The sequence below is a fragment of the Enterobacter sp. genome (genome assembly GCF_977039595.1).
In genome coordinates this window covers 73,712-88,209 of sequence record NZ_CDRQYH010000001.1, presented here as the reverse complement: position 1 = coordinate 88,209, position 14,498 = coordinate 73,712, and the positions used below count along the sequence as shown (strand labels likewise).

Annotated in this window: 9 protein-coding genes; 5 read left to right on the top strand and 4 right to left on the bottom strand. The window is 55.2% G+C overall.

Annotated features, from left to right (window positions below; all coding sequences use genetic code 11):
* Positions 1-60: 60 nt before the first annotated feature.
* Together aroP and ACWYRJ_RS00380 are read right to left on the bottom strand one after the other, a co-directional pair.
* Positions 61-1,431 carry an aromatic amino acid transporter AroP gene (gene aroP, locus ACWYRJ_RS00385; protein WP_045355157.1) on the bottom strand — a complete coding sequence of 457 codons (1,371 nt, stop codon included), beginning with the start codon at positions 1,429-1,431 and terminating at the stop codon, positions 61-63.
* 46 nt (positions 1,432-1,477) lie between these two features.
* Positions 1,478-1,705 (bottom strand): hypothetical protein, encoded by a 228-nt coding sequence (locus ACWYRJ_RS00380; RefSeq protein WP_111964022.1) that lies wholly within the window; start codon positions 1,703-1,705, stop codon positions 1,478-1,480.
* Positions 1,706-1,968: 263 nt separating this feature from the next.
* Here ACWYRJ_RS00380 and pdhR point away from each other — a divergent pair, with 263 nt between their 5' ends.
* From pdhR to lpdA, 4 genes are all read left to right on the top strand, one after another.
* Positions 1,969-2,733: a pyruvate dehydrogenase complex transcriptional repressor PdhR gene (gene pdhR / locus ACWYRJ_RS00375; protein ID WP_008501960.1), complete on the top strand. Its 765-nt coding sequence runs from the start codon at positions 1,969-1,971 to the stop codon at positions 2,731-2,733.
* 123 nt (positions 2,734-2,856) lie between these two features.
* Positions 2,857-5,520 carry a pyruvate dehydrogenase (acetyl-transferring), homodimeric type gene (aceE, locus tag ACWYRJ_RS00370; protein ID WP_028015529.1) on the top strand — a complete coding sequence of 888 codons (2,664 nt, stop codon included), beginning with the start codon at positions 2,857-2,859 and terminating at the stop codon, positions 5,518-5,520.
* 14 nt (positions 5,521-5,534) lie between these two features.
* Entirely contained in the window at positions 5,535-7,418 is a 1,884-nt protein-coding gene (gene aceF / locus ACWYRJ_RS00365) for a pyruvate dehydrogenase complex dihydrolipoyllysine-residue acetyltransferase (RefSeq protein ID WP_455507233.1), read from the top strand.
* Positions 7,419-7,593: 175 nt separating this feature from the next.
* On the top strand, positions 7,594-9,018 hold the full coding sequence (lpdA, locus tag ACWYRJ_RS00360; RefSeq protein ID WP_003856313.1) for a dihydrolipoyl dehydrogenase: 1,425 nt from the start codon (positions 7,594-7,596) through the stop codon (positions 9,016-9,018).
* A 52-nt stretch (positions 9,019-9,070) separates the two neighbouring features.
* Here the strand turns inward: lpdA and ACWYRJ_RS00355 are convergent, their stop codons facing one another.
* Both ACWYRJ_RS00355 and ACWYRJ_RS00350 read right to left on the bottom strand, forming a co-directional pair.
* Complete coding sequence (locus ACWYRJ_RS00355) at positions 9,071-9,862, bottom strand: DUF2950 family protein (RefSeq protein ID WP_111964161.1); 792 nt, start codon at positions 9,860-9,862, stop codon at positions 9,071-9,073.
* A 10-nt stretch (positions 9,863-9,872) separates the two neighbouring features.
* A complete protein-coding gene (locus ACWYRJ_RS00350) occupies positions 9,873-11,426 on the bottom strand; it encodes a DUF3300 domain-containing protein (protein ID WP_455507232.1) in 1,554 nt (517 codons plus the stop codon).
* A 397-nt stretch (positions 11,427-11,823) separates the two neighbouring features.
* On the opposite strand from ACWYRJ_RS00350, the gene acnB reads away from it, so the two are divergent.
* Complete coding sequence (gene acnB, locus ACWYRJ_RS00345) at positions 11,824-14,421, top strand: bifunctional aconitate hydratase 2/2-methylisocitrate dehydratase (protein ID WP_032645211.1); 2,598 nt, start codon at positions 11,824-11,826, stop codon at positions 14,419-14,421.
* The last annotated feature ends 77 nt before the right edge of the window (positions 14,422-14,498 follow it).

Genomic DNA, 14,498 nt, shown 5'->3' with positions numbered 1-14,498 from the left:
AAAGTGTGAGAGAGGTAACAACGCGCGGCACCCGCAAAAGCAGGTGCCGCGAAGAGAGGCTTAGTGTGCCTTCATGGCATTACGGCTTTTCTGACTGAAGAGATAGCCCACGCCAAGGATCGCAATCCAGACCGGGATCAGGTAGACGGAAATCGCCATACCCGGGGTGATCAGCATAATCACCAGCACGGCTGCCATAAACAGCAGGCAGATCCAGTTACCCAGCGGATAGAGCAGGGCAGGGAAGCGCGTGGTGACGCCCTGCTGCTGTTTTGCGCGGCGGAACTTCATGTGCGCCAGGCTGATCATCGCCCAGTTGATGACCAGGGCAGAGACCACCAGCGCCATCAGCAGGCCAAACGCCGATTCCGGTGCCATGTAGTTAATGAGCACGCACAGCGCGGTCACGACCGCCGAAACAAGAATCGTGTTTACCGGCACGCCGCGCTTATCGACGTTGAGCAGCGCTTTTGGCGCGTTACCCTGCTGGGCCAGGCCGAACAGCATGCGGCTGTTGCAGTATACGCAGCTGTTGTATACGGAGAGCGCGGCGGTGAGTACAACGATGTTCAGGGCGTTGGCGACAAAGGTGTCGCCCAGCTCGTGGAAGATCAGCACAAACGGGCTAGTGTCGGCGGTGACGCGCGTCCACGGCAGCAGGGAGAGCAGCACGGCCAATGAGCCCACATAGAAGATCAGAATGCGGTAGATAACCTGGTTAGTGGCTTTCGGGATGCTCTGCTCCGGGTTGTCGGCTTCAGCGGCGGTTATGCCCACCAGTTCCAGGCCGCCGAAGGAGAACATAATGATGGCCATCATCATCACCAGGCCGGTCATACCGTGAGGCAGGAATCCGCCCTGTTCCCAGAGGTTGCGCACGGTGGCCTGCGGGCCGCCGTTGCCGCTGAACAGCAGCCAGCCGCCAAAGATAATCATCGCCACCACGGCAATGACCTTGATGATGGCAAACCAGAACTCCATCTCCCCGAACACTTTAACGTTGGTCAGGTTAATGGCGTTGATAATGACGAAGAAGGCTGCAGCAGAAGCCCAGGTTGGGATTTCTGGGTACCAGAACTGAATGTATTTCCCGACGGCGGTCAGTTCGGCCATGGCAACCAGAACGTACAGCACCCAGTAGTTCCAGCCCGAGGCGAAACCGGCAAAGCTGCCCCAGTATTTATAGGCAAAGTGGCTGAAGGAGCCGGCGACCGGCTCTTCCACTACCATTTCGCCCAGCTGGCGCATGATCAGAAAAGCAATGAAACCCGCAATCGCGTAACCCAAAATAATGCCCGGACCGGCAGACTGGATAACGGATGCGCTGCCCAGAAACAGGCCGGTACCAATCGCACCGCCCAGTGCGATGAGCTGAATATGGCGGTTTTTAAGCCCGCGCTTTAGCTGATCGCCGTGCTGTTGAGCTTCCATTTGAAACCTCGTGTGTGGTTGTTATGTTCACGCTGAGCGTGTGTAATTATGAAAATCCATATTCTGTATTTATTTCTTTACGGTTAACGAGACCGAAAAAAGCGGATATGACTTCCGTAAGCGCCAGAATAGTGGTAAGTGCCTGCGAATGCACCTGCTTTATGAAGGGGTGATGACGACTTGAATAAAAAGAAAGCATTTGTAAATCGGCCCGCTCGTTGTTCCTCTCCCAACCTATAGAATAGAAATGCGCCGTAAGTGGGCGAATTTTCATTATTTGCCTTGTTGAATCGCTTCAGATTGCAAAAACCCTCGTTTCATTATGGTTAAAACTCCCTCTTTGGGAGTAATCAACTCATTTGTGCAAAGTTACATTTCTGAAACGTTATTTCTGTAAGGTTGTTAAAATGTGCAGGGTTTACTGATTTCAATCAAAACCAATATGGACAGAAGGTGAATACTTTGTTACTTTAGCGATACGAAATAGAAATTGGTAAGACCAATTGACTCCGGGCAAAAAGGCGTAAGACAGGGAATATGGCCTACAGCAAAATTCGCCAACCAAAACTATCTGATGTGATTGAGCAGCAGCTGGAGTTTTTAATCCTCGAAGGGACTCTGCGCCCGGGTGAGAAACTTCCGCCAGAACGCGAGCTGGCAAAACAGTTCGACGTTTCACGTCCTTCTCTGCGTGAGGCGATTCAACGTCTCGAAGCAAAGGGCTTGCTGCTTCGTCGTCAGGGCGGCGGAACCTTTGTGCAAAACAGCCTGTGGCAGAGCTTCAGCGATCCGCTGGTAGAACTTCTCTCTGACCACCCAGAATCCCAGTTTGACCTGCTTGAGACCCGTCACGCGCTTGAAGGTATTGCGGCCTATTACGCCGCCCTTCGCAGCACTGATGAAGATCGCGTGCGTATCCGCGAACTGCATCAGGCCATTGAACGGGCACAGCAGTCCGGCGATTTAGACGCCGAGTCCAGCGCCGTCGTCCAGTATCAAATCGCCGTCACCGAAGCGGCCCACAACGTGGTGCTCCTCCATCTGCTACGCTGCATGGAGCCGATGCTGGCCCAGAACGTTCGTCAAAATTTTGAATTGTTGTATGCCCGTCGGGACATGCTCCCACTGGTAAGCAACCATCGCACCCGAGTATTCGAGGCGATAATGGCCGGGGAACCGGAGCAGGCGCGCGAAGCGTCGCACCGCCATCTGGCTTTCATTGAGGAAATCTTGCTGGACCGCAGCCGTGAACAATCGCGTCGCGAACGTTCATTACGCCGCATACAGCAACGAAAGGATTAAGCGCCAGGTACTTTTAGAGCGCGGCAACTAAACGCAGAACCTGTCTTATTGTGTTCTTGCCCAAGAGCACAATGGGACAGGTTCCAGACAAATCAACGTATTAGATAGATAAGGAATACCCCCATGTCAGAACGTCTCCAAAATGACGTGGATCCGATCGAAACTCGCGACTGGCTACAGGCGATCGAATCGGTCATCCGTGAAGAAGGTGTTGAGCGCGCTCAGTATCTGATTGATCAGCTGCTTTCTGAAGCCCGCAAAGGCGGCGTGAAGGTTGCTTCAGGTGCAGGGGCTAGCAACTACGTAAACACGATTGCCGTCGAAGACGAACCGGAATACCCGGGCAATCTGGATCTGGAACGTCGTATCCGTTCTGCAATCCGCTGGAACGCCATTATGACCGTTCTGCGCGCATCCAAGAAAGACCTGGAACTGGGTGGCCACATGGCGTCCTTCCAGTCTTCTGCGACCGTTTACGAAGTGTGCTTCAACCACTTCTTCCGTGCAGCGAACGAGAAAGACGGCGGCGATCTGGTGTACTTCCAGGGCCACATCTCTCCGGGCATCTATGCACGTGCATTCCTGGAAGGTCGTCTGACTGAAGAGCAGATGAACAACTTCCGTCAGGAAGTTCACGGTAAAGGTCTGTCTTCTTACCCGCACCCTAAACTGATGCCTGAATTCTGGCAGTTCCCAACCGTATCTATGGGTCTGGGCCCAATCGGTGCGATCTACCAGGCGAAATTCCTGAAGTATCTGGAACACCGTGGTCTGAAAGACACCTCTGAGCAGACCGTATACGCCTTCCTGGGCGACGGCGAAATGGATGAGCCAGAATCCAAAGGTGCGATCACCATCGCAACCCGTGAAAAGCTGGACAACCTGTGCTTCATCATCAACTGTAACCTGCAGCGTCTGGATGGTCCGGTAACCGGTAACGGCAAGATCATCAACGAACTGGAAGGCATCTTCGCAGGTGCTGGCTGGAACGTGATCAAAGTGATGTGGGGTTCCCGTTGGGACGAACTGCTGCGTAAAGACACCAGCGGTAAACTGATCCAGCTGATGAACGAAACCGTTGACGGTGACTACCAGACCTTCAAATCCAAAGACGGTGCCTACGTGCGTGAGCACTTCTTCGGCAAATATCCAGAAACCGCAGCCCTGGTTGCAGACTGGACTGATGAGCAGATCTGGGCCCTGAACCGCGGTGGTCACGATCCGAAGAAAATCTACGCTGCACTGAAAAAAGCGCGTGAAACCAAAGGTAAAGCGACTGTAATCCTGGCCCACACCATCAAAGGTTATGGCATGGGTGATACCGCAGAAGGTAAAAACATCGCTCACCAGGTTAAGAAAATGAACATGGACGGCGTGCGTTATATCCGCGACCGTTTCAACGTTCCAGTGACCGATGAGCAGGTAGAAAACCTGTCTTACATCACCTTCCCGGAAGGTTCTGAAGAGCACAAGTACCTGCACGAACGTCGTCAGGCGCTGAAAGGCTACCTGCCAGCTCGTCAGCCAAACTTCACCGAGAAACTGGAACTGCCAGCGCTGGAAGACTTCTCTCAGCTGCTGGAAGAGCAGAACAAAGAGATCTCTACCACTATCGCTTTCGTTCGTGCTCTGAACGTGATGCTGAAGAACAAGTCGATCAAAGATCGCCTGGTGCCAATCATCGCCGACGAAGCGCGTACTTTCGGTATGGAAGGTCTGTTCCGTCAGATCGGTATCTACAGCCCGAACGGCCAGCAGTACACCCCGCAGGACCGTGAGCAGGTTGCATACTACAAAGAAGACGAGAAAGGTCAGATCCTGCAGGAAGGTATCAACGAGCTGGGCGCAGGCGCATCCTGGCTGGCTGCTGCGACCTCTTACAGCACCAACAACCTGCCGATGATCCCGTTCTACATTTACTACTCCATGTTCGGGTTCCAGCGTATCGGTGACCTGTGCTGGCAGGCAGGCGACCAGCAGGCTCGCGGCTTCCTGATCGGTGGTACTTCCGGTCGTACGACCCTGAACGGTGAAGGTCTGCAGCACGAAGATGGTCACAGCCACATTCAGTCTCTGACTATCCCTAACTGTATCTCTTACGACCCGTCTTACGCGTACGAAGTGGCTGTCATCATGCATGACGGTCTGCAGCGCATGTACGGTGAAGCGCAGGAGAACATTTACTACTACATCACCACCCTGAACGAAAACTACCACATGCCGGCAATGCCAGCGGGCGCCGAGGAAGGTATCCGTAAAGGTATCTACAAACTCGAAACCATCGAAGGTAGCAAAGGTAAAGTTCAGCTGCTGGGCTCCGGTTCTATCCTGCGTCACGTTCGTGAAGCAGCGCAGATCCTGGCGAAAGACTACGGTGTCGGTTCCGATGTGTACTCTGTTACCTCCTTCACTGAACTGGCGCGTGATGGCCAGGATTGTGAGCGCTGGAACATGCTGCACCCAATGGAAACCCCACGCGTTCCTTACATCGCTCAGGTGATGAACGACGCGCCAGCGGTGGCGTCTACTGACTATATGAAACTGTTCGCTGAGCAGGTTCGTACTTACGTTCCAGCTGATGATTATCGCGTACTGGGTACTGACGGCTTCGGTCGTTCTGACAGCCGCGAAAACCTGCGTCACCACTTCGAAGTTGATGCTTCTTACGTGGTTGTAGCAGCACTGGGCGAACTGGCTAAACGTGGCGAAATCGATAAGAAAGTGGTTGCAGACGCAATCACCAAATTCAACATCGATGCAGAAAAAGTTAACCCGCGTCTGGCGTAAGAGGTAAAAGAATAATGGCTATCGAAATCAATGTACCGGACATCGGGGCTGATGAAGTTGAAATCACCGAGATCCTGGTCAAAGTAGGCGACAAAGTTGAAGCTGAACAGTCGCTGATCACCGTAGAAGGCGACAAAGCCTCTATGGAAGTCCCGTCTCCTCAGGCTGGCATCGTTAAAGAGATCAAAGTCTCTGTTGGCGATAAAACCGAGACTGGCAAACTGATCATGATTTTCGATTCCGCCGACGGTGCAGCAGCAGCTGCACCTGCGCAGGAAGAGAAGAAAGCCGCTCCGGCCGCCGCTGCTCCAGCAGCTGCCGCAGCTGCAAAAGAAGTGAACGTGCCGGATATCGGCGGTGACGAAGTTGAAGTCACTGAGATCCTGGTGAAAGTGGGCGATACCGTTGCGGCCGAGCAGTCACTGATCACTGTAGAAGGCGACAAAGCCTCTATGGAAGTGCCGGCTCCGTTCGCGGGTACCGTTAAAGAGATCAAGATCAACACCGGCGACAAAGTGTCTACCGGCTCCCTGATCATGATCTTCGAAGTGGCGGGTGCTGCCCCTGCTGCCGCGCCTGCACAGGCCGGTGCTCCGGCTCCTGCCGCAGCCCCAGCCGCTGCTGGCGGCGCGAAAGACGTTAACGTACCGGACATCGGCGGTGACGAAGTTGAAGTCACCGAAGTGATGGTGAAAGTGGGCGACAAAGTTGCCGCTGAACAGTCACTGATCACCGTTGAAGGCGACAAGGCTTCTATGGAAGTCCCTGCGCCATTCGCGGGTACCGTTAAAGAGATCAAAATCAGCACCGGCGACAAAGTGTCTACCGGCTCTCTGATCATGGTCTTCGAAGTGGAAGGCGCTGCGCCTGCCGCAGCACCGGCTGCCGCGGCTGCTCCAGCACCGGCTCAGGCTGCTAAACCAGCCGCTGCCCCTGCTGCAAAAGCAGAAAAATCAGAGTTCGCTGAAAACGACGCTTACGTCCACGCGACGCCGCTGATTCGTCGCCTGGCGCGCGAATTCGGTGTTAACCTGGCGAAAGTGAAAGGGACCGGCCGTAAGGGTCGTATCCTGCGCGAAGACGTTCAGACCTACGTGAAAGACGCGGTGAAACGCGCCGAAGCTGCACCAGCTGCAGCCGCTGGCGGCGGTATCCCGGGCATGCTGCCATGGCCGAAAGTGGACTTCAGCAAGTTCGGCGAAATCGAAGAAGTGGAGCTGGGCCGTATCCAGAAAATCTCTGGTGCGAACCTGAGCCGTAACTGGGTGATGATCCCGCACGTTACGCACTTCGACAAAACCGATATCACCGATCTGGAAGCGTTCCGTAAACAGCAGAACGCTGAAGCTGAGAAGCGTAAACTGGACGTGAAATTCACCCCAGTGGTCTTCATCATGAAAGCGGTTGCTGCGGCTCTGGAACAAATGCCACGCTTCAACAGCTCCCTGTCCGAAGACGGCCAGAAGCTGACGCTGAAGAAATACATCAATATCGGTGTTGCGGTTGATACGCCAAATGGTCTGGTTGTTCCGGTCTTCAAAGACGTGAACAAGAAGAGCATCACTGAGCTGTCCCGTGAACTGACCGTGATCTCCAAGAAAGCGCGTGACGGTAAGCTGACTGCCGGCGAAATGCAGGGCGGCTGCTTCACTATATCCAGCATCGGCGGCCTGGGTACCACCCACTTCGCGCCGATTGTGAACGCGCCGGAAGTGGCTATCCTCGGTGTGTCTAAGTCCGCGATGGAGCCGGTGTGGAATGGCAAAGAGTTCGTACCGCGTCTGATGATGCCAATCTCTCTGTCCTTCGACCACCGCGTGATCGACGGTGCTGATGGTGCGCGCTTCATCACCATCATCAACAACATGCTGAGCGACATTCGCCGCCTGGTGATGTAATCGAAAAGCCGGCCAGTCGGCCGGCTTTTTTCTGATAATCTCATGGTGTTTGTGAGGTTATTGGCGAAAGCGACAATTCGTGAGCCGTTTGTTGTTTCAAAATTGTTAACAATTTTGTAAACTGCGGGCGGATAGAACGACCCGGTGGACGACGGGTATAAATTAAGAGGTCATGATGAGCACAGAAATCAAAACTCAGGTCGTAGTACTTGGGGCAGGCCCGGCAGGTTACTCCGCAGCATTCCGCGCCGCGGATTTAGGTCTGGAAACCGTCATCGTAGAACGTTACAGCACCCTCGGCGGTGTTTGTCTGAACGTCGGCTGTATCCCTTCTAAAGCGCTGCTGCACGTAGCGAAAGTTATCGAAGAAGCCAAAGCGCTGGCTGAACACGGTATCGTCTTCGGCGAGCCGAAAACCGATATCGACAAAATTCGTACCTGGAAAGAGAAAGTTATCACTCAGCTGACCGGCGGTCTGGCGGGTATGGCCAAAGGCCGTAAAGTGAAAGTGGTAAACGGTCTGGGTAAATTCACCGGTGCGAACACCCTGGAAGTGGAAGGCGAAAACGGTAAAACCGTGATCAACTTCGACAACGCGATCATCGCGGCAGGCTCTCGCCCAATCGAACTGCCATTCATTCCACATGAAGATCCACGCGTGTGGGATTCCACCGATGCGCTGGAGCTGAAAACCGTTCCTAAGCGTCTGCTGGTTATGGGCGGCGGTATCATCGGTCTGGAAATGGGTACCGTGTACCACGCGCTGGGTTCAGAGATCGACGTGGTTGAAATGTTCGACCAGGTTATCCCGGCTGCCGACAAAGACATCGTTAAAGTCTTCACCAAACGCATCAGCAAGAAATTCAACCTGATGCTGGAAACCAAAGTGACTGCCGTTGAAGCGAAAGAAGACGGTATTTACGTTTCCATGGAAGGCAAAAAAGCCCCATCCGAACCACAGCGTTACGACGCCGTGCTGGTGGCTATCGGTCGTGTACCGAACGGTAAAAACCTCGATGCGGGCAAAGCTGGCGTGGAAGTGGACGACCGTGGCTTCATCCGCGTTGACAAGCAGCTGCGCACTAACGTGCCGCACATCTTTGCTATCGGCGATATCGTCGGTCAGCCAATGCTGGCGCACAAAGGTGTTCACGAAGGTCACGTTGCCGCTGAAGTTATCGCCGGCATGAAGCACTACTTCGATCCGAAAGTGATCCCATCTATCGCGTACACCGAGCCAGAAGTGGCATGGGTTGGTCTGACTGAGAAAGAAGCGAAAGAGAAAGGCATCAGCTACGAAACCGCCACCTTCCCGTGGGCTGCTTCTGGCCGTGCTATCGCATCCGACTGCGCAGACGGTATGACCAAACTGATCTTCGACAAAGAGACTCACCGTGTGATCGGTGGTGCGATTGTCGGTACCAACGGCGGCGAGCTGCTGGGTGAAATCGGTCTGGCTATCGAAATGGGCTGTGACGCTGAAGACATCGCGCTGACCATCCACGCTCACCCGACTCTGCACGAGTCCGTGGGCCTGGCGGCAGAAGTGTTTGAAGGCAGCATCACCGACCTGCCAAACGCGAAAGCGAAGAAGAAATAAGTTTCTTCAGATGAAAAAAGCGGCCAATGGCCGCTTTTTTTATGCGCTGCGTTCAGGGTGCTACAGGCTGCCAGGTTTTATCAGGGCTATAGGCGGCTAGCGCACGGGCTTTCTGCTCTGAATTGCTGCCGAGATCGGACTGGTACACCTTGTCGTCCTGGTTTATCAAAAAGCTCATGACGCCCGTCTGGCCGTAGCTGACCGGCCAGGCCACCATCGCGAAACCGTTATTATCCGGCAGGATGCGGAAGCGATAGCCGTGATAGCCGGTACCCGGCTCTTTTGGGCTAAATGCCGGTCCGAGCGGACTGGGCGCTTCGCCGGGGGAGGCGGGCCAGTACAGACCGTCTTTTTTCCCCTTCGAGCTGACAATTTTCTGCGCGTATTTCTGGTTCATTGCAAAGTAGCTTTGCTGCGCATCAACATAGGCATGTAAGGCTTCAATGGCGGCGAGCTCGTTACGCCCAATTTCGCGGGTCAGGATTTCTTCAGCCCCTTCTTTGATATCGAACTGCCAGCCTGCAGTGGTTTTGATCACCGGGATGGGAAGCTGCCAGCCGCTGTCTCCGACAACCAGATGCGCCGTATCCCCTTCGACAACGGTCTTATGACGGACTTTCCAGTCGCGCAGGAAGCGATCGACGGCATCCGGATCAACGCCTTCAGGGGGCAGAAAATCGCGCCAGTTCTCTCCAAGCAGATTGCTCATCGCGCTCTCATTTTGCTCACTGATGGCGTTGGCTAGCGCATCGGTCGCCCGATCGGGCGTGCTGAAGGACTGCTGCGCCATCACAGGGGCCGAAAGCATGAACAACACCATTCCGCTGAGTAGTTTACTTTTCATGTCGGTTCCCTTAGCGATGTCGAATTTCACGGCGTTCAGCGCGTCCACCAGACGCCTGACGCTGCTGCTGGCGAGCGGCAAGCTGCCTGCTTTGCGCACCACGCTGCTGCTGCGTCTGCCAGTTCGCGGAGCGGCTGTCGTTGCCGCTCAGCGCATTGGCCCGGGGCTGGCTGTTTCGCTGCTGCAGAGTGCGTTGCTGCGCGGGCTGCGAAACCCGTTTCTCTTGTCTCTGCGCGGTGGTCTGGCGATTTTCTCGCTGCTGCGTGGTGCTCCGCCTCGTCGTCTGCGGTTTGGTGTCGTAGCCACGGTAGTTATTGCGCTGGGAAATCTGCTTCAGCTGTTCACTTGAGGCCTGACGCTGAACATCTTTCGTGCCGGTGCGCGCCGTTTGGGGGAAGGTTTTACCCGTGGATTTCTCCATCTGGCTCAGGGCCGCCTGACGCTGGCTGTCCCGGTTAACCGGTTTTTGCTGCGTTGAACTGAGCCCTGTCGCCGTGCTGGTGGAGTGGAAGCGACTGTTGAGCTGGTTAGTCGGATAGGGCACGCCTTCCCGATAGGCCGGGTTGTGCTGCCAGGTACGGTTGGCGTCCGTCAGACGCTGACCGCTGATTTTATTGAAGTTCTCAACGTTGATATTGATGTTGTTATCACCGTTGCGGTTATAGCCGCCGTGATTATCCCAGTCACCGTCATGATGGTGGTCCCAGTCATCGTCATCCCAGTCGATATTGCTGAAAATGGCATAGGTTGTGGCAACGCCCAGGCTGAAACCTAAGCCGTTAACGAAGCTGTTGCCAAACTGCTCTCCGGGCGTGGGCGGGAGATAGGTGGGCGGATAGGCGGTATTTGGCCAAGTACCGTAAACCGTATTGGGGTTATAGGTGGGGACGTAAACGACCTGCGGATCGGCAGATTCAATTTTGATAACCGTAGGGGCGGGTGCAGACGTGGTTGTTGTTGCCTCGGTGGCGCTGGTTTTCGCTGGTGCTGGCTTTGTCACGGTGGTGACCTTCTGCTGAGGCGTGGATTGTAAAGCGCCGGTCTTCTGTGCCAGCGCGCGCAGGCGCTGAACGGAATCCATTACGTCTTTCGGCTGCGCGAGAAACGCATCGCCCAGATTTTGTACCCACGGCGGGTTTTCACCCATCAGGGACATAAGCTGAGGAAACGCGACCAGCGATTTCACGCTCGGATCCCAGGGCTGGCTGGCAACGGCCTGAATCGCGGCGTCTCCTTCCATTTTAGGGTTGTCTTTGGACCACTGCGCCGCCTGAATCACGTTGGCCGGATAGGTCGACGCCATCAAAATTTGCGACAGCAGGGCGTCAGGGTAGAGCGCAATGGGGGCAACCCACTGATCGATTTGTGCGGCTGTGTAGGTTGGCGCGACAGCAGGGGCGGGCTGCGCTGCGGCAGGCGCGTCCGATGCAGCCGGCTGTTGTGCGACGGGGGCTGTCGCAGCGGGTTCCGTTGCGCGGCTTTTGACAAACATGACGCCCGAGGCGGCAAACAGCCCGGCACTGCACATAAGGACGAGCAGATGTGGCTTAAAGGGCAACTTCATAAATGACTCCAACGAGACAAGCGCTGTGCCGTGAGGCGTTACGGTTGGCGTGAGTATTATTCACCCGCCTTTTACCGTTTTGACTTTTATTGGGAAGCGTCCGGTACGTCCGGATAAAGAGTGTGAGTATTTATTACACAATTATATCTGATGAAGGAAAACCTGAAGCGTCACGGTGCAGAAGAAACCGCAAATGGTGGCCTAAATCCCCGCTACACCATGCTTAACGATTCAGCAAATTATTTAATGTTGCTTTTTTGTAAACGGATTAACACTGTGCAGAAATCCTGCTATGCTGCCCGACGCGGTATCGGGCATTTACCCTACAAACTGCTGTCTCACAGGAGCGTGAAGAGAACGCCCGCCGCATATGACAATGAGAGCGAGGAGAACCGTCGTGCTAGAAGAATACCGTAAGCACGTAGCAGAACGTGCCGCCGAGGGAATTGTACCCAAACCTTTAGATGCAACCCAAATGGCCGCGCTCGTCGAGCTGCTGAAGAACCCGCCTAAGGGCGAAGAAGAATTCCTGTTAGATCTGTTGATCAACCGCGTACCGCCTGGCGTAGATGAAGCTGCCTACGTAAAAGCCGGATTCCTTGCTGCTATCGCCAAAGGCGAAGCCACCTCCCCACTGGTTACTCCTGAAAAAGCCATTGAACTGCTCGGCACCATGCAGGGTGGTTACAACATTCATCCGCTGATTGACGCGCTGGATAACGACAAGCTGGCACCGATTGCCGCTAAAGCGCTCTCTTCTACGCTGCTGATGTTCGATAACTTCTACGATGTGGAAGAAAAAGCCAAAGCTGGCAACGTCTATGCGAAACAGGTGATGCAGTCCTGGGCTGATGCCGAATGGTTCCTGAACCGTCCAGCGCTGGCTGAAAAAATCACCGTTACCGTCTTCAAAGTAACCGGTGAAACCAACACCGATGACCTCTCTCCGGCACCGGACGCGTGGTCTCGCCCGGATATCCCTCTGCACGCCCTGGCGATGCTGAAAAACGCCCGTGAAGGCATTGAGCCGGATCAGCCGGGCAGCGTTGGCCCGATCAAACAGATCGAAGCCCTGCAGAAAAAAGGGTTCCCGCTGGCCTACGTGGGTGACGTTGTGGGTACCGGTTCTTCCCGTAAGTCCGCGACCAACTCCGTGCTGTGGTTCATGGGCGACGATATTCCGCACGTGCCAAACAAGCGCGGCGGCGGTCTGTGCCTCGGCGGTAAAATTGCGCCAATCTTCTTCAACACCATGGAAGATGCGGGCGCACTGCCGATCGAAGTGGACGTCTCTAACCTGAACATGGGCGACGTGATTGACGTTTACCCGTACAAAGGTGAAGTGCGTAACCACGAAACCAACGAACTGCTGGCAAGCTTTGAGCTGAAAACCGACGTGCTGATCGACGAAGTGCGTGCTGGTGGTCGTATTCCGCTGATCATCGGCCGTGGCCTGACCACCAAAGCGCGTGAAGCGCTGGGTCTGCCGCACAGTGATGTATTCCGTCACGCGAAAGACGTGGCGGAAAGCAATCGCGGTTACTCTCTGGCACAGAAAATGGTCGGTCGCGCCTGCGGCGTCGCCGGCGTTCGTCCTGGCGCATACTGCGAGCCGAAGATGACCTCCGTAGGTTCTCAGGACACCACTGGCCCAATGACCCGCGACGAACTGAAAGACCTGGCGTGCCTAGGCTTCTCTTCCGATCTGGTGATGCAGTCCTTCTGCCACACTGCGGCGTATCCGAAGCCGGTTGACGTGACCACGCACCACACGCTGCCAGACTTCATCATGAACCGCGGCGGTGTTTCCCTGCGTCCTGGTGACGGCGTAATCCACTCCTGGCTGAACCGTATGCTGCTGCCGGATACCGTGGGTACCGGCGGTGACTCCCATACCCGTTTCCCAATCGGTATCTCCTTCCCGGCGGGTTCCGGTCTGGTGGCGTTTGCTGCGGCGACCGGCGTAATGCCGCTGGATATGCCGGAATCAGTGCTGGTGCGCTTCAAAGGTAAAATGCAGCCGGGTATCACCCTGCGCGACCTGGTTCACGCGATCCCGCTGTATGCGATTAAACAGGGTCTGCTGACCGTTGAGAAGAAAGGGAAGAAAAACATCTTCTCTGGCCGTATCCTGGAAATTGAAGGTCTGCCGGATCTGAAAGTAGAGCAGGCGTTCGAGTTGACCGATGCCTCCGCCGAGCGTTCAGCCGCGGGCTGTACCATCAAGCTGAACAAAGAGCCGATCATTGAGTACCTGAACTCTAACATCGTGCTGCTGAAGTGGATGATTGCAGAAGGCTACGGCGACCGTCGTACGCTGGAGCGTCGTATCCAGGGCATGGAAAAATGGCTGGCCGATCCGCAACTGCTGGAAGCCGATGCCGACGCAGAGTACGCGGCGGTGATCGACATCGATCTGGCGGATATCAAAGAGCCAATCCTGTGTGCACCGAACGATCCGGACGACGCGCGTCCGCTGTCTGAAGTTCAGGGCGAGAAGATCGACGAAGTGTTCATCGGATCCTGCATGACCAACATCGGTCACTTCCGCGCAGCCGGTAAGCTGCTGGATACCCACAAAGGACAGCTGCCAACCCGTCTGTGGGTGGCTCCGCCGACCCGTATGGACGCGGCTCAGCTGACCGAAGAGGGATACTACAGCGTGTTTGGTAAGAGCGGTGCACGTATCGAAATTCCTGGCTGTTCCCTGTGTATGGGTAACCAGGCGCGCGTAGCCGACGGCGCGACGGTGGTCTCCACCTCGACCCGTAACTTCCCGAACCGTTTAGGTACCGGTGCGAACGTATTCCTGGCTTCTGCTGAGCTGGCGGCGGTTGCGGCGCTGATTGGCAAACTGCCAACGCCGGAAGAGTACCAGACCTTCGTGGCTCAGGTGGATAAGACTGCGGTTGATACCTACCGCTATCTGAACTTCGACCAGCTCTCTCAGTACACCGAGAAGGCTGACGGGGTTATCTTCCAGACGGCAGTATAAACAGCAAAACCGTCTCCACGAGACGGTTTTTAGTGTATGCACCCTCTCCTGTGGGAGAGGGACGGGGTGAGGGCATC